At 47.2% G+C, this 17,435-nt stretch carries 19 protein-coding genes, 1 tRNA gene and 1 pseudogene; 8 read left to right on the forward strand and 13 right to left on the reverse strand.

The genetic code is table 11. The features are described from left to right. Positions 1 to 97 precede the first annotated feature (97 nt). The 5 genes from H6F52_RS22345 to H6F52_RS22365 all read right to left on the reverse strand — a co-directional run bounded on the left by H6F52_RS22345 (position 98) and on the right by H6F52_RS22365 (position 4,581). On the reverse strand, positions 98 to 1,162 hold the full coding sequence (locus tag H6F52_RS22345; protein WP_190536797.1) for a DUF3466 family protein: 1,065 nt from the start codon (positions 1,160 to 1,162) through the stop codon (positions 98 to 100). A 124-nt stretch (positions 1,163 to 1,286) separates the two neighbouring features. Then, positions 1,287 to 3,125 carry an ABC transporter ATP-binding protein gene (locus H6F52_RS22350; protein ID WP_190536798.1) on the reverse strand — a complete coding sequence of 613 codons (1,839 nt, stop codon included), beginning with the start codon at positions 3,123 to 3,125 and terminating at the stop codon, positions 1,287 to 1,289. A gap of 19 nt (positions 3,126 to 3,144) precedes the next feature. Next, complete coding sequence (locus tag H6F52_RS22355; protein WP_190536799.1) at positions 3,145 to 3,903, reverse strand: Nif3-like dinuclear metal center hexameric protein; 759 nt, start codon at positions 3,901 to 3,903, stop codon at positions 3,145 to 3,147. Between the two features lie 124 nt (positions 3,904 to 4,027). Beyond that, positions 4,028 to 4,252 (reverse strand): hypothetical protein, encoded by a 225-nt coding sequence (locus tag H6F52_RS22360; RefSeq protein ID WP_190440325.1) that lies wholly within the window; start codon positions 4,250 to 4,252, stop codon positions 4,028 to 4,030. 2 nt (positions 4,253 to 4,254) lie between these two features. Then, the gene (locus H6F52_RS22365; protein WP_199292014.1) at positions 4,255 to 4,581 is read right to left on the reverse strand and encodes a hypothetical protein; all 327 of its coding nucleotides are present in this window, start codon (positions 4,579 to 4,581) and stop codon (positions 4,255 to 4,257) included. Between the two features lie 30 nt (positions 4,582 to 4,611). On the opposite strand from H6F52_RS22365, the gene H6F52_RS22370 reads away from it, so the two are divergent. After that, complete coding sequence (locus tag H6F52_RS22370; protein ID WP_190440327.1) at positions 4,612 to 4,770, forward strand: hypothetical protein; 159 nt, start codon at positions 4,612 to 4,614, stop codon at positions 4,768 to 4,770. An 8-nt stretch (positions 4,771 to 4,778) separates the two neighbouring features. Next, positions 4,779 to 5,567 carry an SAM-dependent chlorinase/fluorinase gene (locus tag H6F52_RS22375; protein ID WP_190415125.1) on the forward strand — a complete coding sequence of 263 codons (789 nt, stop codon included), beginning with the start codon at positions 4,779 to 4,781 and terminating at the stop codon, positions 5,565 to 5,567. Between the two features lie 52 nt (positions 5,568 to 5,619). Here H6F52_RS22375 and H6F52_RS22380 read toward each other — a convergent pair whose 3' ends face one another. Next, positions 5,620 to 5,793 carry a hypothetical protein gene (locus H6F52_RS22380; protein WP_190415126.1) on the reverse strand — a complete coding sequence of 58 codons (174 nt, stop codon included), beginning with the start codon at positions 5,791 to 5,793 and terminating at the stop codon, positions 5,620 to 5,622. 284 nt (positions 5,794 to 6,077) lie between these two features. Here H6F52_RS22380 and H6F52_RS22385 point away from each other — a divergent pair, with 284 nt between their 5' ends. Then, complete coding sequence (locus tag H6F52_RS22385; RefSeq protein ID WP_190440328.1) at positions 6,078 to 6,662, forward strand: NAD(P)H-dependent oxidoreductase; 585 nt, start codon at positions 6,078 to 6,080, stop codon at positions 6,660 to 6,662. A gap of 55 nt (positions 6,663 to 6,717) precedes the next feature. Here H6F52_RS22385 and H6F52_RS22390 read toward each other — a convergent pair whose 3' ends face one another. From H6F52_RS22390 to H6F52_RS22400, 3 genes are all read right to left on the reverse strand, one after another. Next, positions 6,718 to 7,179, reverse strand: coding sequence for an MgtC/SapB family protein (locus tag H6F52_RS22390; RefSeq protein WP_190440330.1), 462 nt, complete (start codon positions 7,177 to 7,179; stop codon positions 6,718 to 6,720). 110 nt (positions 7,180 to 7,289) lie between these two features. Then, positions 7,290 to 7,374 (reverse strand) — tRNA-Ser (locus tag H6F52_RS22395). A gap of 44 nt (positions 7,375 to 7,418) precedes the next feature. Continuing rightward, the gene (locus H6F52_RS22400; protein ID WP_190415129.1) at positions 7,419 to 8,354 is read right to left on the reverse strand and encodes a TIGR04168 family protein; all 936 of its coding nucleotides are present in this window, start codon (positions 8,352 to 8,354) and stop codon (positions 7,419 to 7,421) included. Positions 8,355 to 8,700: 346 nt separating this feature from the next. On the opposite strand from H6F52_RS22400, the gene nadA reads away from it, so the two are divergent. The 3 genes from nadA to H6F52_RS22415 all read left to right on the forward strand — a co-directional run bounded on the left by nadA (position 8,701) and on the right by H6F52_RS22415 (position 11,173). Next, complete coding sequence (gene nadA, locus H6F52_RS22405) at positions 8,701 to 9,675, forward strand: quinolinate synthase NadA (RefSeq protein ID WP_190440333.1); 975 nt, start codon at positions 8,701 to 8,703, stop codon at positions 9,673 to 9,675. Between the two features lie 190 nt (positions 9,676 to 9,865). Continuing rightward, entirely contained in the window at positions 9,866 to 10,480 is a 615-nt protein-coding gene (locus H6F52_RS22410) for a TIGR04282 family arsenosugar biosynthesis glycosyltransferase (RefSeq protein WP_190440373.1), read from the forward strand. 3 nt (positions 10,481 to 10,483) lie between these two features. After that, on the forward strand, positions 10,484 to 11,173 hold the full coding sequence (locus tag H6F52_RS22415; protein ID WP_190536802.1) for a TIGR04283 family arsenosugar biosynthesis glycosyltransferase: 690 nt from the start codon (positions 10,484 to 10,486) through the stop codon (positions 11,171 to 11,173). Positions 11,174 to 11,383: 210 nt separating this feature from the next. Here H6F52_RS22415 and H6F52_RS26265 read toward each other — a convergent pair whose 3' ends face one another. Beyond that, positions 11,384 to 11,602 (reverse strand): transposase, encoded by a 219-nt coding sequence (locus tag H6F52_RS26265; protein ID WP_277881998.1) that lies wholly within the window; start codon positions 11,600 to 11,602, stop codon positions 11,384 to 11,386. A 162-nt stretch (positions 11,603 to 11,764) separates the two neighbouring features. Continuing rightward, the gene (locus H6F52_RS26270) at positions 11,765 to 12,148 is read right to left on the reverse strand and encodes an IS630 transposase-related protein (protein WP_277881999.1); all 384 of its coding nucleotides are present in this window, start codon (positions 12,146 to 12,148) and stop codon (positions 11,765 to 11,767) included. 145 nt (positions 12,149 to 12,293) lie between these two features. Between H6F52_RS26270 and H6F52_RS22425 the strand changes: the two genes are divergently transcribed. Both H6F52_RS22425 and H6F52_RS22430 read left to right on the forward strand, forming a co-directional pair. Then, on the forward strand, positions 12,294 to 12,557 hold the full coding sequence (locus tag H6F52_RS22425; RefSeq protein WP_190536800.1) for a helix-turn-helix transcriptional regulator: 264 nt from the start codon (positions 12,294 to 12,296) through the stop codon (positions 12,555 to 12,557). Continuing rightward, positions 12,550 to 15,693, forward strand: coding sequence for a PAS domain S-box protein (locus H6F52_RS22430; RefSeq protein WP_190536801.1), 3,144 nt, complete (start codon positions 12,550 to 12,552; stop codon positions 15,691 to 15,693). The genes H6F52_RS22425 and H6F52_RS22430 overlap by 8 nt, the downstream gene beginning before the upstream one ends. 163 nt (positions 15,694 to 15,856) lie before the next feature. On the opposite strand, the gene H6F52_RS22435 is transcribed toward H6F52_RS22430, so the two are convergent. After that, positions 15,857 to 16,725, reverse strand: a protein-coding gene (locus tag H6F52_RS22435; RefSeq protein ID WP_242034035.1) for an IS630 family transposase whose coding sequence is annotated in 2 segments (ribosomal slippage) — positions 15,857 to 16,410 and positions 16,410 to 16,725 — 870 coding nt in all. Because the reading frame shifts where the segments join, the coding sequence is not laid out codon by codon here. 115 nt (positions 16,726 to 16,840) lie between these two features. Further along, a pseudogene (locus H6F52_RS22440) lies at positions 16,841 to 17,320 on the reverse strand (helix-turn-helix transcriptional regulator); the annotation flags it as partial. Positions 17,321 to 17,435 lie beyond the last annotated feature (115 nt).

Here is a 17,435-nt window from a genome sequence, read left to right on the forward strand (position 1 = left end):
CTTGTAGCAAAGTACACAGAGAGAAGAGAATTTCACGTTTTCGACGCTTTTTTCAAAGGCATTAAGGGAATTTTTGCGGACAAGCCGTGAAACGGCATTAGCGTGTAAAGGGTGTTAACTGGAAAGCTTGGGTTTTGCCGTTATAAGTACCAATGCCAACAATGACTCCGCGATCGCTAATGTCGGTGGCACTAGTTAAATCCCAACCCGAATTGGCTGGAATGACGTGATTTAGGTCAATCATGCGATCGCCACTGTAAAGAAAGGCGCGGGGGATGCGGCTGGCATTCTCTGCTTCACCGACCACTTGCCCAAGATTGTTGATACTGTGAGCAATGCTGCTTTGTCCCCCTAAAGTTCCGAGGTCGAGCATCTTGCCATTGTTGTAGAGGAAGGCTTGAGGGCGATAATTCGCGGTGTCTGCCACACCAACTATCTGACCTTGGTTGTTAATACTATTAGCAGTGCTGCTTTGTCCCCCTAAAGTGCCAAGGTTCACCATCTTGCCGCCGCTGTAGAGGAAAGCTTGGGGAATGCGATCGCCATTCTCTGCGGAACCAACGACTTGTCCGTTTTCATTGATGTCGTTAGCGTAGCTATTCGCACCTCCGAAGGTGCCGAGGTCAATCTTCTTGCCGTTACTGTACAGGAAGGCGTGCGCCTTATCGTTGCGAGTCTCGGCAAATCCGACTATTTGACCTTTACGATTGATACTTCTGGCATCGCTGCTTTTACCGCCAAAGGTGCCAAGGTCAATTGTCTTGCCATTTTTATAAAAGAAGGCGTGATAATTATCGTTAGCAAAGGTCATCACACCGACTATTTCCCCGTTGTCATTGATACTCGTAGCAGCGTTGTAGCGGCTGTTAAGACTGTTAATTTCGGTCATTTTGCCATCATGATAGATGAAGGCATTTTGGGTACTGTCGTTAGGGTTAAAAAAGCCAACAACTTGACCGTTATTATTAATTTTTTTAGCGACGCTGGCACGGCTATTGAGGGTGTCCAGATTAGCAATGCTGTAGCGTAGATTTACGGGAATTTGTGTCTGTGATTGCTGTGCGTTGCCTGATGAGTGAAGGGTGACGCGGCTAGCAATCATCAATCCGGCGAGGGAAGTAATAATTCCTAAAATAGCGATCGCTTTATGAGTGAAATTCATTATTCCGCGATACCTGAAAAATCCTAGGGAAAGGCAAATCTCCGTTGTGCCTGTTCTCCTCGACTAGCGATCGCTCGCGATAGTTGCTAATTCGATCGGAATCCCCCAATCGGATTAGTCATTTCTACTGGTATCCCGCTGCTTGCAACGTGAACAACCGCGCGTAGCGTCCTCCAGCTTTCAATAACTCCTCGTGACTTCCTTGTTCTATCACCTTTCCGGCTTCCAAAACTACAATCTTGTCAGCCATTCGCACCGTTGAGAAGCGGTGGGAAATGAGGAGAACCATCTGATTTTTTGTTACCGTCCGAAAGCGATCAAAAATCATCACTTCCGCTTCTGCGTCCATCGCCGCCGTTGGTTCATCCAATACCAAGATATCCGCTTTCGTTCGCATAAAAGCGCGAGAGAGGGCGATTTTTTGCCACTGACCGCCAGAAAGTTCCGTTCCTCCTTTAAACCATCGTCCTAACTGAGTCTGAAACCCGTCTGACATCGTTTCGATAAAAGGTTTCGCCATGCCTTTTTCTGAGGCAATTTCCCAGTGTTTTTCGTCTTGTAAGTAGTTGACATCTCCAACGCCCACATTCTCGCCGACCGTAAACTGGTAGCGGACGAAGTTCTGGAAAATCACGCCAATCCGTCGGTGCAGCACCTCAATGTCCCATTCCGGCAAATCCAAGCCATCGAGTAAGATGCGCCCAGAATCGGGGGCGTACAATCGAGTTAACAGTTTAATTAGCGTGGTTTTTCCAGAACCGTTCTCTCCGACAATCGCTAGTTTTTCTCCTGGTTTCAGGTGTAACGAGACTCCATTTAAGGCGGGTTGAGGGCTTCCTGGGTAGGTGAAATAGACATTCTCGAAACGCACCCCATCATTCGGAAGTACACCCTGAGTTGCCATCCCCCAAGTTTTGGGGATGTCTTGTTCTAGAAACTCGTAGAGGTTGGAGAGATACAGGTTGTCTTCATACATTCCCCCAATGGAAGTCAGGGCGGCGGAGAAGGTAGACTGTCCTTGCCGAAACACCATCAAGTACATCGTCATGTCGCCGAGAGAAATCCGACCCGCAATCGCTTCTAGGACAATCCAGGCGTAGGCGACATAGAAGGCGGCGGTACTCAAACTCCCCAGCAAGTAACCCCAGAATCCTCGCCGTAACGTTAAATCCCGGTCTTCGCCGTACAGCCGCGAGAAGATATCTTGATAGCGTTGCAGCAACATCGGCCCCAACTGATACAATTTCACCTCTTTGGCATAATCTTCCCGCGCAATCAGTGTTTCCAGGTAGTGTTGTTGGCGGGTTTCAGGCGATCGCCAGCGAAACAAGCGAAAAGCTTCCCCGGAAAAGCGAGTTTCGGCGATAAAGGCAGGTAAGGCGGCTACAACCAGTACCACGACTGCCCAAATGGAGAATTGCAGCAGCAAACCGCCGTAGGTGACAAGCGACAGACCGCTCTGAATTAAGCTGAAAGTCCGGCTGACTAGCAACAAGGGACGACTGGATGCTTCCATCCGCGCCCGATTCATCTTGTCGTAAAACTCGGAATCCTCAAAGTGCGTAAGGTTGAGTGTGAGTGCCTTTTCCAAAATTAAGACATTTACTCGCTGACCCAGCAACACTCGCAGCAAGGATTGACAAACGGATAAACCTCTTTGACTACCTGCCAACAACAGGACAGCGATCGCTTCTAATCCTACATAACCTAACGCTGTCCAGCGATCGCTTTGCAAGCCGGTTTGAGAAGCCAAAACTACCCCATCGACGATTAACTTGCTGACATAAGCAACAGCCCCTGGTAGCAAACCGGCGAATAAGGTGAAAGCGGCAAGAACGATCGTGAGAATGCGGCTGGTAGTCCAGACTAAACTAATCGCGCGATCGCTATATCGGAAAACTGCTAGAGATTGGCGTAAGCGTTGCCCAATCAATCTGAAGAGATTAAATTTCTGACGACTCATAATCTATTTATAACGTCGTCTAGGCATCAGAACGAGCAACGGCAATCGTCCCTAGAGGCGGTAAAACAACTTCTAGATTGAAGTAGCGATCGCGCAACACTCCCGCAAGCGATCGCAATCCCCATTCTTCACTCCGACGATGACCAACGGCGATAACGCGGATTCCGGTTTCTTCCACAGCCGCTGCTGCTGGCTGTCGTAACTGTCCAGTAATGTATAGATCGGCACCCCGCACAGCCGCCTCGCGGATTAGCGCATCAGTCATTGCCCCAACGACTGCGACTCGCTGGATGTCGCTTTCACTACTCGCAAGAGTTTTATCGTATCCGCCGAAGATTTCCCGAACGCGATCGCAGTAACTGACAAAACTCTGTGCAGCAATTTCCCCAATCGTACCAATCGGTCGCCCTTCCTTTTCCCCCAACACCTCTAATGCAGACATCCCCAACACATCGGCAAGTCGAGGATTAAAACCCAGCGTCATTCGTTCGTCAAAAGCTAGATGATACGCCACCACCCCAACATCGGGTGCGAGTTGGCCCGCTTCCAGCTTCCAAGGACGATGTAAAAATAAAGCATCTATTCGTTGAGATTTTGCCCATTTTTCTAGTCCCGCCCAAGGTTCTAAGGCTAATCCTATCCGACGAATCGGGCGCGTTGATGGGTGATAAATGCCACCTTGGTCATCACCAAAGCGATGAACGGCAAAGAATCGATCTAAAAATTGTCCAATATCATTTAGAGCGATCGCGTCTCCAGTCAAGGCAACTGTACTCATGGGCAAAATCTGATTTATAGCGGCTGTAATCTACGCTTGTGCCCGATCCCAATCCATTCACCGAATATCCATTCATACATCCCGCCTGATAACTGGTAGCCATCTCACAGATGACTCAGTTCAGTTATGACTCAGTAGAACTGGAAACCGGATGAATCGAAGAGAGTTGCTGCAATTTTTGCGCTTCCAGGACTTCTAGCCGAGCCAGTGATGTAGCGGCATCTGCTAACTGTAAAGCCAGATTCACTCGGCATACAGGATCTGTTGCTTGCCAAAGATCCCGCGACAGACAATGTACTCGATAGCGGAACATTTTAATGGAGTATGACGGGATGGCTTTAACAGTCATGGTTACAATCTCTTTTCTACAGAAGCTTGAATGTCTAGAAGTACCCGTGCTGGCTCTAGATAAACAAATGTCAGTATGATTACTTGTTCGTCCGTACTGATTGTCACATCATGAAGGACTTCTTGCGGTAAAACCCGTTCATGCCTCACCACTACAGTGTATTGCCCAATTGGCAGGTCATCAAAGCCCGCGTCTGCATGAATCAGGTCAATTGTCTCCTGAGCGATCGCTTGCCCATTTTGCCTAAGTAAAGCGATAAAGGCAATGCCATCAATTGAAGTCAGGGCATGATTCTCCTGATTGCGAATCATGACATAAATATCAGACATTCACTCAGACCTCTGTTTCCAGTTTCATGAGTGTATCCGATAACAAACGCGATCGCTTTTTGGTCTAATCAGCAGTACTTTGTTAAAAGTAGCACCACCAGCGAGATCACTTTTGTGTTCAATAACGCGATCGCCGCAGTTACAGAAAGCCAGCTACAAGGTACCATTGCTGTAGCAAACCCCACTTGAGAGGCGCTATGTTCATCAGCCTGATTGCAGACTACGGAACCGGCGATCCAGCTTTTGCAGAGGTCACGCAACGTCTTTTGATGGCTTTACCTTCCTCCCAGATTCACTGCCTCTCGGTTCCTCCCTTCAGCACCTTGGCAACTGGTTTCTGGATTGCTCAACTCGGACTCAATCCTGGTCCCGAAGAGCGTCTCATTTATCACAACTGCGCTCCTCGCCAAGATGACCCAGAAGCACGGCAAAACAATGAAGGCGAGGGATTAACTTATGCGCTGTTGCCTAATGGCGTCAAAGTAGTGGGTGTGTTTGCTGGTTACACGCTCTCTTTTATCAAAGACCATGCTCAAGTTTTGCAAACAGTCAAGGTTTCTAGAGGCGGGTCGCAGTTCCGTTCGCGGGATGTGTTTCCTAATGCAGCGGCAGCGATCGCTCAGGGAGATACTAGCTATTTAGGAGAAGTCTTGAACCCTAGCCAAATCCCCGATGCACCGAGCGATCGCGTTGCCTGGATCGATGGCTACGGGAACATCAAGACCACAATCCCTGCTGATACCCTCAACCTAAAACCGGAAGAAAAAGTAGTCATTCGTGTCGGGGATGTCGTGAGCGATGCCATCTACTCTGACGGCAGTTTCCGGGTGCCACAGGGAACTTTAGCATTTTCACCAGGAAGTTCTGGATGGAATGCCGCTAAGGATGGAAAGCCTATCCGTTGGATGGAGTTATTTTTGCGAGGGGGCAATGCTTGGGAACGCTTCGGTAGACCCCGCGTGAATCAGGTAGTGACACGACTTTAAATAAGGAATTAAAAATTCTCCTTTCTGAATTTTTAATTTGCCGTTTCTAATTTTATAGTGGCTCTTTCGGAGCATTACCGATTAGCGCTTGCACTAAATTCCAGAACGTCGAAATAAATGCCGCTCCTAAGACAACAAACATTAGCATCGCCAGCCCAGCAAAGGGAGCGGTAATGAATAAGACTATGAACGCGAACAAGAGAATCGTCAGTAGTGCCTTGTTCATCGGTGTTGTTTCCTTCCGATTCAGGTGTACTTTCAAAGGATAACCAGGTGGTTTGTTGTCGTGACCCCTTCTGTGTGCTGAATTAAATATCATCACAGCGAGAGATGTTCCCAAAGGAGTTAAGTTCCAACGAACTTCAGGAAGTTTATAAAAGCGAGAGCCGCTTTGCTTCGCACTGCTGCGAAAAAGGCGATCGCTTTTAACAAATCTTGGCTATCCCAAATCGCCTTTGGTGAATTATTATCAACCAGAGATAGAAGTAGCACCAAAACTAATTTGCACCTATGGCTTACACCCCTAAAATCTTGGCATTTGCAGGTAGCACCCGCATTGATTCTTACAATAAAAAGCTGGTACAAGTTGCTGCGAACGGAGCGCGGTCAGCGGGAGCTGAGGTGACATACGTGGATCTGCGCGACCTACCGATGCCGCTATACGACGAGGATCTGGAAAAGAGCGAGGGAATGCCTGAAAATGCGCGGAAGTTTAAACAGCTGATGATCGAACATAAGGGACTTCTCATCGCTTCTCCGGAGTACAACAGCTCAATTACAGCCGTTCTGAAAAATGCCATTGATTGGGCGTCACGTTCAACCGCACCAGAGGAACCCCCGCTCGTGGCTTTTGCGGATAAGGTAGCGGCGATTATGAGTACCTCACCGGGAGGATTGGGCGGTTTACGCTGTTTAGTCCACCTGCGCTCGATCCTGGGAAATATCAGAGTTATTGTTCTTCCCGATCAGATCGCGGTGCCTAAAGCTTTTGAAATATTTAATCCCGACGGTACGATGAAAGATCCCAAGCAGCAAGAGTCCATCGAGAAGTTAGGCGAAAAAGTTGCTCACGTGGTGGCGAAGTTGCACGGATGAAATATGGCGCTAAGAGCGATCGCTGATTTGCTAAGCCTAAACTTGATCAAAGTAACTACTTATGAGGCTCTAACCTTTTAAAAGCTCTTAGAACAACCAAACACAGCAAAGCCCCAATTAAGCTCATTTGCCATAACCCACACCCAGCAGCAATTCCTAAAGCAGCGGAAACCCAAGTAGCCGCAGCCGAGGTGAGTCCACGAACTTTAACACCTGTTTTCGATTCGTCCTGAGACTCGCGTAAAATTTCTCCTGCGCCTAAAAATCCAACCCCGGCTGTAACGCCCTGAATGACTCTGCCAAGAGCCTCAGCACTTTCTTGTGCCGTACCGATTTGGAGGGGCACGAGAACAAAGAATGCTGAACCCAGACTGACCAGCATATGGGTTCTTAAACCTGCTGGTTTGTTCTTGAGTTGGCGCTCTAAGCCAATAGCCGCTCCAACCAGCAAGGCAAGGCATAGCCTTAAGAAAATTCCTAAGCCATCATTGGGAGAAAGGATGTAGGTTTGTGGCAATGTTGTGCTACTAAAAACGAAGTTTCAACCAGTCTAGTTTACAGGCTGGTTTATATAGATGAATAAAAGGGGAATGGGTGCGAGCTAACCATTCCCCTTTTATTCGCTAACGGAGAGGGGGGGATTCGAACTCCCGGAACCTTTCGGTTCATCCGATTTCAAGTCGGACGCAATCGACCACTCTGCCACCTCTCCAGGTGTGTTTTTTTATCATATCAAGGTTGTGGAATTTGTTACTACTAACTTAAAACGGGTTGGATCGCTGGCTCGGTGCGATGGTAAAGAATCTGCTCAGATGCAACGGTGAAGTCTTTACCAACCCAAATCAGGGAGACTTGGGAGACGATACCGCCTTGCAGAGAGACGAGAGAGAAATTATGTAGGCGGTTTGTCTCCGTTTGGATAATCCGAGGTACGCTGGCTGAATTTAAGTAAACGGTTCCCTCTGCGCTGACATAAACTGGGGTTCGCAAGTGGATCTTTGTGTGGCGCATAGTGTGGTGCATATGACCAAAGGTGACGAGGGGAATGGTTTTACCTGCGTCGCGAGTTTGGGCGATCGCATCTGCAAAATCCGGATCGCCATAGTCGCCACCGATAGGATGCCAATCTTTGCCACAGGGGTCTTCTGGGCGATCGCCTAACCCGACAGGCCCATTGTGACCTATAAAAATAATCGTTTCAGAAGCAGCACTCTGAGCCGCTGAGAGAATTCGGGCGGTTGACTCCTCGAAATTCTTCACCCCATACCGTTGTTCGTAGAACTGGGCATTTTTCCAGACTTCTCCGCCCCAGCTAAAAGGGCGACTCCCAACAACTGTTAAATTCAGGGCGGGAAAATCAAGCGAACCGTAACCGACATGGGTTTCTCCCAACAAATCCATCTGTTGCTGCACCCGGTCTTCTTTCTGGCGGTCGTAGGGACACCGACTTCTGCCCCAATCTGAGGCGCTGTACCAAGCGTCATGGTTGCCAAATATTGCCGCTTTGGGAAGATCGAGAGATGCGATCGCTCTCACCACATCCACCGACTCATTGCCGAAATCCCCTACAAATAGCACTAGGTCAACACCCAGATGCTTGAGGGCAATTTCATCATCGCTGTCCCACTGGTCGTGAATATCGCCAACAACCGCAATTTTGATGGGTTTTTCCGGGTTCCTCTGATTGCTCATCCTATCTTCCTCGTCGGTCTTTCTCCAGCATAAAAAAGCATCGCCTGTTTTCGCAGTATCCTCTGGTGTAACTCCTTTTTTTTGTTTGTGAGCGATCGCGTGATTTGATTTTGCCAGGAACACTTGCCTGCTTGGGCGGGGTCTAGAGCGTTGTTCACTTTCGACACAATTCACCGCCAGGTAGCACAAGCCGATGAGCGATCGCACTGATGCATCTAACTCTTATTGAGAACCGCTATATTAAAGCAAATTTTCTCTGACCTGACTTGCCCACAAGTTTTGGTAAAAACAACTATAATTACTGATTACACGCCTAGCGATTTGATTCCCCCAAAAAATTATCACTGTGTTTACTACTACACTTCCTCAGCGTAATTTTGCTCAGACAGCGGCATTCCCTCACGATTTATTTGAGGCAATTAACGCCCTCAAAAAAGAGTTAAACGCTGTTATTCTTGCTCATTACTATCAAGATTCTGATATTCAGGATGTAGCAGATTATATCGGAGATTCCTTAGAGCTTTCCCGAAAAGCAGCCAGCACAAATGCGGATGTCATCGTGTTTGCGGGGGTTCACTTTATGGCGGAAACTGCCAAAATTCTCAACCCCGACAAGTTGGTACTCTTACCCGACCTCAACGCCGGTTGCTCGTTGGCAGACAGTTGTCCTGCGGATGCTTTTGCTAAATTTAAGGCGGCTCACCCCGGTTATATAGTCGTTTCTTATATCAATTGCTCTGCCGAAATTAAGGCAATGAGCGACATTATTTGCACCAGTTCCAACGCAGTTAAACTGGTTCTTCAGATTCCAGAAGACCAGCCGATTATATTTGCCCCCGACCGGAATCTGGGACGATATGTAATGGAACAATCGGGGCGAGATTTGGTGCTGTGGCAAGGTAGCTGTATGGTGCATGAAACCTTCTCTGAAAAGAAGATTGTCCAGCTAAAAATTGAACATCCAGAAGCTGAAGTTATTGCCCATCCAGAGTGCGAACCGTCGGTGTTGCGCCATGCCAATTACATCGGTTCTACTTCAGCACTGTTGAAGTATTCTCAAGCAAGTTCCACTCAGGTATTTATTGTGGCGACTGAGCCGGGAATTATTCACCAAATGCAGAAGCAGGCACCTAACAAGCACTTTATTCCTGCACCGCCAATGAACGACTGTGCTTGCAATGAGTGTCCTCATATGCGGTTAAATACTCTGGAGAAGCTGTATTTAGCGATGAAAAATCGGGCACCAGAAATTACTTTGCCAGAAGAAACGCGAGTGGCGGCGCTGCGTCCAATTCAGCGGATGTTGGAAATGAGCGCCTAGTCAATGTTGGGTCGGGAACGAAACCTGATGGAAAAGAACCCCACCCCCAGCCCCTCCCCGCTTGCAGGGAGGGGAGATGGAGTAAGAGACGCAGGCGATCGCTTGGTTGGGGTTCTTCATTTCGGGGGATCGATTGGACTTGGTATAACAAGCAATAATGAACGATGAATGAGCAACGAATTGAATGGCGATGAATAGAGAGTGCTTGATCGTTTTTACTCGCTATCCAGAGCCAGGAAAGGCAAAGACTCGGCTAATTCCGGCTTTGGGGGAAGAGGGCGCTTCAAATCTTCATCGCCAGATGACCGAGCATACACTCTCGCAGGTAAGGGAACTGCAAAGCGCTCGCGCGACGAGAGTGGAAGTTTATTTTACTGGCGGCGACCAGCAGTTGATGGAAGACTGGTTGGGAGCTGATATCATCTATCAGCCGCAGGGTAAGGGCGATTTGGGACAGCGGATGAAGTCGGCGTTTCAAACGGCTTTTGCGGCTGGAATGGAGGGTGTTGCCATCGTCGGTACTGATTGCCCTGGTTTGGATGCGAAAATAATGGCGCAAGCATTTGAGCAGCTAAACGGTCATGATTTGGTTTTGGGACCAGCGATGGACGGCGGCTATTATTTAATTGGGTTGCGGCGGGTGATTCCAGAATTATTTGCGGGAATCAACTGGGGAACCTCGGAGGTGCGAGAAAAGACGTTAGCGATCGCTATCTCCCTTGGTTTGGCAGTTGCTTATCTTCCCCCCCTATTTGATGTTGACCGTCCAGAGGATCTTGCAAAAGTTACGAGTTTTGAGTTTTGAGTGATAGAAGCGGCAAGAATTTCCATCATTATTCCCGTTTTGAATGAAGCTGCTAACACGATTCGGTCAACATTAGCGAGTGTTCAGAATGTCAAAAATGTGGAAGTCATTGTAGTGGATGGGGGAAGTCAGAATGAAACCGTTGTCCTTGTGCAATCCTGGGGCGTTAAAGTTCTGTCTTCGGCTGCTGGACGTGCCTGCCAAATGAACGCGGGTGCAACGGCTGCGACAGGAGATATCTTGTTATTCCTCCATGCAGATACCTCTTTACCGCTTGGGTTTGAGAAATTAGTTCCGTTGACACTAGCCCAGTCTGGAACCGTTGCGGGTGCCTTTGAACTCAAAATTAATTCTCCAATGCGATCGCTACGTCTAGTTGAAAAGATGGTGAATTGGCGATCGCGCTTTCTTTCCCTGCCCTACGGCGACCAAGCTATCTTTTTAAAAGCTTCTGTATTTCACGATATTGGAGGTTTTCCCGATCTCCCGATTATGGAAGATTTTGAATTGATCCGTTGTCTGAGACGTTTGGGGCGAATTGCTATTGTTCCGACTCCGGTACTGACTTCAGCCCGTCGCTGGCACAAACTTGGGGTTCTAAAAACTACCCTGATTAATCAAATAGTAATTCTCGGCTATTTCTTGGGAGTTCCCTCATCTCATCTGGTTAAATTTTATCGTCCTAAGAAGTGAGCAGACCCTTTATCTAAAATTTGATAAAAATAACCTGAGTTCGGGATAAGGGAGGAACAAAACAGATAGACTAAAAGTTCTAAATTCTCATCCATCGGCTTTCCCCATTTTTAGTCTAGAAAAATTGTTCTGCTGCGTCAATGACTTCTAGCAAACCTTTGAATCAATCTCTTGAGTGCAAACTTCTTAGTATAGCAGTCGAAGCATAGATTAGGACCTTAGGCGAACGGCTGTATCTACTCGTTCGCGAAAATCTTCGATAGTCCCAAGCGATTTTCTGACTCGATTTTTAATCGGAAACCAGTAATGCTCAATATCATTTAAGTCGGGAGAGTAAGGGGGTAAATATTCGAGTTCACAGCCAACCGATTCGATGATTTTTCTAATTTTTTCGGATTTATGAAAGCTGGCATTATCTAAAATCACCATTTGCCCTGCTTTTAACTCGGGTAGAAGTTTGTCAGATTTTTCCAGATTTTAAGTCGTGGAATCTTTGTCCTTTTTCATTCCAGCCGTAGCCATAATCTTCTCTATTATCTATGCCCAATTCATCTACATAAACTTGTTTTTTTACTTCCTCTTGGCTGATTTTTAAGATAAATTCTGTTCTTTTCTATTCATCTCTTTCTCGATATCCGTAAGTTTTTTTCGGGTAAAACCAATCTTTTTCAAGCCTTTTCTAATTGTTCGCTCGCTGATTTCTTCCGTCCAGGCTTGGGCCATCTCTTGTTGAGTTTGACTACCATGTTTTTGGACAAACTCTCTAAACTTCGCTAAATCAGTGATTTTCGCCCCATACCCTTGTTGATATCCCTTCTTGGCTCTATAATCTCCCGTTTCTTCTCTTTTGTTAAGCCATAAGTTTATTGTATTTCGACTAATGTTGAAGATTTTACTAGCTTGGGTTTTTCCCATCCCTCCATCTATTGCCCCTATTACTTTTATTCTCACGTCGTAACTGTAGGGAGCGGGCATTTTTTTCTCCTGTTCACTCCTTTCTATTATTTGCTAACCCTTGCTTCGCTTGCTATATTGCAAAGGTTCTGTCTATTGATAGGTAGAAGGTCAGTTATAACACTTGGTATAGTTAGTGAGAATATAACTTGATGGCTTGTGCTTCATGCCTGTAATTGACCAGTCAGAGCTAAAATCTCTCGTGCGGGAAACGCGGCAACGTCTGGAACTCTCACAAGCGAAGTTTGCACAGAAGCTAGGGGTTTCATTTCAGAGCGTTAATCGTTGGGAGAATGGGCGGACTAAGCCCTTGCCGATTGCGTTGAAGCAGATTGAACACTTGCTGCATCAGATGGGCGATACAGGTAAAGATTTGCTCGTCAAATACTTCTCAAAGACTTCTGGAAGTGAGGAGGAGACCCATGAATGATAGCCTCCACAGCTCTGACTCGGATTTGGCAAAAAAAGATTCACTTCAAAGTTCGCAGGGAATTCCTGAAACGGCGTGGCGTCAAAGCCAGGAGTTTAATCAGCAGCTCCTCGACAGTAGCGATGACTGCATCAAAGTATTTGACCTAGAAGGGCGAATTCTATTCATGAGCCAAGCGGGGCAAGTGCGGCTGGGCATTCGGGATATAACCCCCTTCCTCAACACGTCTTGGGCAGAATTTTGGCAAGGAGCAGTAAAACAAGCAGCAATTGAGGCGATCGCTAAAGCAAGAGACGGCGAAGTTTGTACCTTTCAAGGAGCTTGTTTAACACTCAACGGCGAACTCAAATGGTGGGATCACAAAATTAGCCCGATTCGAGAGGATAATGGGCAAGTTGAACGATTGTTGTGCATTTCACGGGAGATCACGGAGCGCAGGCTCATGGAACTCGCTGTGCGCGAATCGGAAGCAAAATACCGTACGTTGTTCGAGTCAATCGACCAGGGCTTCTGCATCTGTGAAGTGCTGTTTGATGAGAACGAGGAACCGATTGACTATCGATATCTGGAAGTGAATGCGGCATTTGAACGGCTAACCGGATTGGAGCAAGCGAGTGGTAAAACGATGCGGGAACTGGTTCCCAATCATGAAGACTACTGGTTTGAGATTTATGGCAGCCTTGTGCGAAACCGGGAACCCGTTCGCTTTGAGCAGCAAGCGAGCGCAATGAACCGTTGGTTTAATGTCAATGCCTTTTGCATTGGAGAGCCACAAAGTTATCAGTTTGCTGCTTTATTTACCAACATTACCGAGATAAAGCGCATCGAAGCCGAACGCCAAAAAGTGGAGCAGGAACGCGATGGCTTTCTGGCGCTTGGGTCAGATTTGCAAGTGATTATGAGCAGCCACGGGTATTTTCACTGGGTCAGCCCCGCCTTTGAGCGCATTCTTGGCTGGACACCCGACGAAATGACCTCCCGCCCCTGGACTGATTTTCTGCATCCAGACGATATTCTCGCATCGGTCGGGGAAAGCGTCAGCGTGTTGTCTGGCTCCGAAACGTTGGCATTTGAAAACCGCTATCGGCACAAAGACGGCTCCTACCGCTGGTTGCTCTGGAGAGCGCAGCCCCACTTAGAAGAACTGGTGCTTTACGCAACGGCGGTAGATATCACCGAGCGTAAACAGGCAGAAGTCGCCCTGCGTCAATCTGAAGAACACTATCGCCGGTTGTTTGAGTCGATCGACGAAGGCTTTTGCACGATTGAAGTGCTATTTGATGCCGATGGTAATCCGATCGATCACCGCATTTTGCAAGCGAATCCCGCATTCGAGCGGCAGTCCGGACTTTCTAATCCAGTCAGCAAAACAGCAAGCGAACTTGCACCGGGACTGGAACAGTATTGGAATGACCTTTACGCACAAGTTATTCACACAGGTGAGCCTATCCGCGCTGAAGTGCGATCGGATGCACTCGATCGCTGGTTCGACATTTTGGTTTCGCGGGTCGGCGATGCCGCAATGCACCAGGTGGCAATTGTGTTTTCCGACATCAGCGAACGCAAACAGGCAGAAGCCACAATTAGGCAACGGGAAGCGCAATTTCGCCAGCTCGCGGACGCGATGCCGCAACAGGTTTGGATAACCGATGCTGGAGGCAACACGCAATATGTGAATCAGCAATGGACTACTTATACCGGACTGACCATAGAGCAGATTCAAGACATTCACTATGCGCTTCAAGTGATTCATCCCGATGATTTCGAGATGACGAGTGAAAGGTGGCGGACTGCCCTTGCCACGGGAACACCTTATCAAGCTGAATTTCGCTTGAAACACTTGGCTGCTCAGACCTATCGTTGGTTTCTCTCCCGCGCGATCGCCATTCGTAACGAACAGGGACAAATTGTGCAGTGGTTTGGCACTAGCACAGACATTGAAGAGTTTAGACGCGCCCAGACTGAACGAGAACAGCTCTTACACCAAGAACAAATCGCACGAGTTGTCGCCGAGAACGCCAATCGGATCAAAGATGAATTTTTGGCGGTGCTGTCCCACGAGTTGAGATCGCCCCTCAATCCGATTTTGGGGTGGTCTAAACTCTTACAGCGCGGCAAGCTAGATGCCGCCAAAACTCAGTTGGCATTAAAGACAATTGAACGCAATGCCCAGTTGCAAGCAGACTTGATTGAAGACTTGCTGGATGTGTCCCGAATTCTCCAAGGCAAGCTCAACCTGAATGTCAGTTCGCTTAATCTGGTCTCCATCATTCAGGCGGCGATGGAAACGGTACGGCTAGCAGCAGAAGCGAAGTCAATCCAAGTCGAGGCAAGCTTTGAACCGGATGTGGGTTTGGTTCGGGGAGATTCCACTCGGTTGCAGCAAGTGATTTGGAATCTGCTCTCTAATGCGGTCAAGTTCACGCCATCAGGGGGACAGGTGAACATTCGGTTGGAGCGCCTTGACTTCCACGCTTACATCACAGTCCGCGACACTGGGCAGGGAATTGAATCGGACTTTCTGCCCTATGTGTTTGACTACTTCCGCCAATCTGATGCCACAACAACCCGAAAGTTTGGGGGGCTGGGATTAGGACTAGCGATCGTGCGAAACTTAGTCGAACTGCATGGGGGGACTGTCGGAGTCGAAAGTCCAGGGACTGGGATGGGTGCAACCTTTACCGTCAAACTGCCACTGATGTCCATGCAGGCAGTCACCAGTCAGAACAATCAATCATCAGAGCCAGCTTCTGATTTAAACGGGATTCAAGTGTTAGTCGTGGATGATGAATCGGATTCACGGGAGTTTGTGACATTTGTGTTAGAGCAAGCGGGAGCAAAGGTCATGACCGCAACGACTGCTGCCGAAGCCTTGACAATGTTGATGCGCTCAAAGCCAAATGTTCTGCTGAGTGATGTCGGGATGCCCCAGATGGATGGCTATATGCTGATGAAACAGGTGAGAGCGCTGCCAACCGAGCAAGGCGGACAAGTTCGGGCGATCGCCCTGACTGCCTATGCTGGAGACTTTAACCAGCAACAAGCACTCCAAGCTGGATTTCAACAACATCTTTCAAAACCCATAGAACCAGATAGCTTAGTCAGGGAGATATCACGTTTACTCAATCACACCTAATGCTAGCAATCCGACTGCAATTAATTTTCTATGCTATTTGTACCCTAACTCTTATACCTGGGGTATTTTTTTCTCCTGTTCTACAAACAACCGTTTATGAGACAATTCTTGGGAGTTGACACTGCGTACCTCAAACTCAGTGTTATAGCAGTCGAAGCATAGATTAGGACCTTAGGCGAACGGCTGTATCTACTCGTTCGCGAAAATCTTCGATAGTCCCAAGCGATTTTCTGACTCGATTTTTAATCGGAAACCAGTAATGCTCAATATCATTTAAGTCGGGAGAGTAAGGGGGTAAATATTCGAGTTCACAGCCAACCGATTCGATGATTTTTCTAATTTTTTCGGATTTATGAAAGCTGGCATTATCTAAAATCACCATTTGCCCTGCTTTTAACTCAGGTACGAGTTTGTCAGATAACCATTGCTCAAACACGGCACGGTTACAAGAGCCTTCCCAGGTTAGGGGCGCTATCAGTTTCCCTTGGCATAAGCCACTTATCATACTCACTCTTAGGCTTCTTTTCTTAGATTTTAAGTCGTGGAACCTTTGTCCTTTTTCATTCCAGCCATAACCATAATCTTCTCTATTATCTATGCCTGATTCATCTACATAAACTCGCTCTTTTAATTTTTTTTGGTCGATTTTTAAGATAAATTCTGTTCTTTTCTCTTCATCTTTTTCTCGATATCCGTAAGTTTTTTTCGGGTAAAACCAATCTTTTTCAAGCCTTTTCTAATTGTTCGCTCGCTGATTTCTTCCGTCCAGGCTTGAGCCATCTCTTGTTGAGTTTGACTACCATGTTTTTGGGCAAACTCTCTAAATTTCGCTAAATCAGTGATTTTCGCCCCATACCCTTGTTGATATCCCTTCTTGGCTCTATAATCTCGCGTTTCTTCTCTTTTGTTAAGCCATAAGTTTATTGTATTTCGACTAATGTTGAAGATTTTACTAGCTTGGGTTTTTCCCATTCCTCTATCTATTGCCCCTATTACTTTTATTCTCACGTCGTAACTGTAGGGAGCGGGCATTTTTTCTCCTGTTCACTCCTTTCTATTATTTCCTAACCCTTGCTTCGCTTGTTATAACAGCTGTTTGTTAAGTCACACAGCCTTTAGCAGCCGCTGATTGCAACTGTCAAACCACTTAATCTTTAGTGGAAACACAACCGAAAGGTGATGAGTGGGAATTCAGCACCGAGTTAAATAAATCTGAGTTTGCCTTGGATGAATGAAGCCTTATATTTGAAAGCTGTGCAATCATCTCTGCACGGGATGAAACTTCAAGCTTACGGAACATTCGCTTTAAAGCTTGCTTCACGGAATTTTCAGTAATCCAAAGTTGATTGCCAATTTCCGCGTTGGTTTGCCCCAACGCCACCAATTCTGCAATTTGCAACTCACGAGCTGTTAAACGTTCGGCTTTGCCGTTCTGAAGGAAACCACTATTAAACGGTTGGTGCTGTGACTTTCCTGCAAAAATGCTTTGTGAATCCACTGTTGCAACCCAACTCGATAAGTGCAGGCAGATGGCACCTAAATCGACTAGATTTTCGCTATCAAAGGCAGGCATTATTTTGTCACGCGTGCAGCCGACTACACCCACGATTTGACCGTGATTGATGATACCCCTCTTCTGTCACTTTCCGGAGAAGCAAGTAGTAAATCAGTTAAATTATCCAGAAGCCAAACCGGGTTTAAATTGATTCATTGCAGCAATTAAATGATTAAATCCCAGCAAT

The organism is Coleofasciculus sp. FACHB-542 (assembly GCF_014695825.1).
Taxonomy (GTDB): Bacteria; Cyanobacteriota; Cyanobacteriia; order Cyanobacteriales; family FACHB-T130; genus FACHB-T130.

Bases quoted from the DNA above. Each gene is read 5' to 3' on its own strand.
- H6F52_RS22430 (WP_190536801.1), top strand. From the start codon at position 12,550: ATGAATGATAGCCTCCACAGCTCTGACTCGGATTTGGCAAAAAAAGAT.
- H6F52_RS22355 (WP_190536799.1), bottom strand. From the start codon at position 3,903: ATGAGTACAGTTGCCTTGACTGGAGACGCGATCGCTCTAAATGATATT.
- H6F52_RS26270 (WP_277881999.1), bottom strand. From the start codon at position 12,148: ATGCCCGCTCCCTACAGTTACGACGTGAGAATAAAAGTAATAGGGGCA.
- H6F52_RS22375 (WP_190415125.1), top strand. From the start codon at position 4,779: ATGTTCATCAGCCTGATTGCAGACTACGGAACCGGCGATCCAGCTTTT.
- H6F52_RS22365 (WP_199292014.1), bottom strand. From the start codon at position 4,581: ATGTCTGATATTTATGTCATGATTCGCAATCAGGAGAATCATGCCCTG.
- H6F52_RS22350 (WP_190536798.1), bottom strand. From the start codon at position 3,125: ATGAGTCGTCAGAAATTTAATCTCTTCAGATTGATTGGGCAACGCTTA.
- H6F52_RS22400 (WP_190415129.1), bottom strand. From the start codon at position 8,354: ATGAGCAATCAGAGGAACCCGGAAAAACCCATCAAAATTGCGGTTGTT.
- H6F52_RS22385 (WP_190440328.1), top strand. From the start codon at position 6,078: ATGGCTTACACCCCTAAAATCTTGGCATTTGCAGGTAGCACCCGCATT.
- H6F52_RS22345 (WP_190536797.1), bottom strand. From the start codon at position 1,162: ATGAATTTCACTCATAAAGCGATCGCTATTTTAGGAATTATTACTTCC.
- H6F52_RS22380 (WP_190415126.1), bottom strand. From the start codon at position 5,793: ATGAACAAGGCACTACTGACGATTCTCTTGTTCGCGTTCATAGTCTTA.
- H6F52_RS22360 (WP_190440325.1), bottom strand. From the start codon at position 4,252: ATGACTGTTAAAGCCATCCCGTCATACTCCATTAAAATGTTCCGCTAT.
- H6F52_RS26265 (WP_277881998.1), bottom strand. From the start codon at position 11,602: ATGGTGATTTTAGATAATGCCAGCTTTCATAAATCCGAAAAAATTAGA.
- H6F52_RS22425 (WP_190536800.1), top strand. From the start codon at position 12,294: ATGCCTGTAATTGACCAGTCAGAGCTAAAATCTCTCGTGCGGGAAACG.
- H6F52_RS22410 (WP_190440373.1), top strand. From the start codon at position 9,866: ATGAATAGAGAGTGCTTGATCGTTTTTACTCGCTATCCAGAGCCAGGA.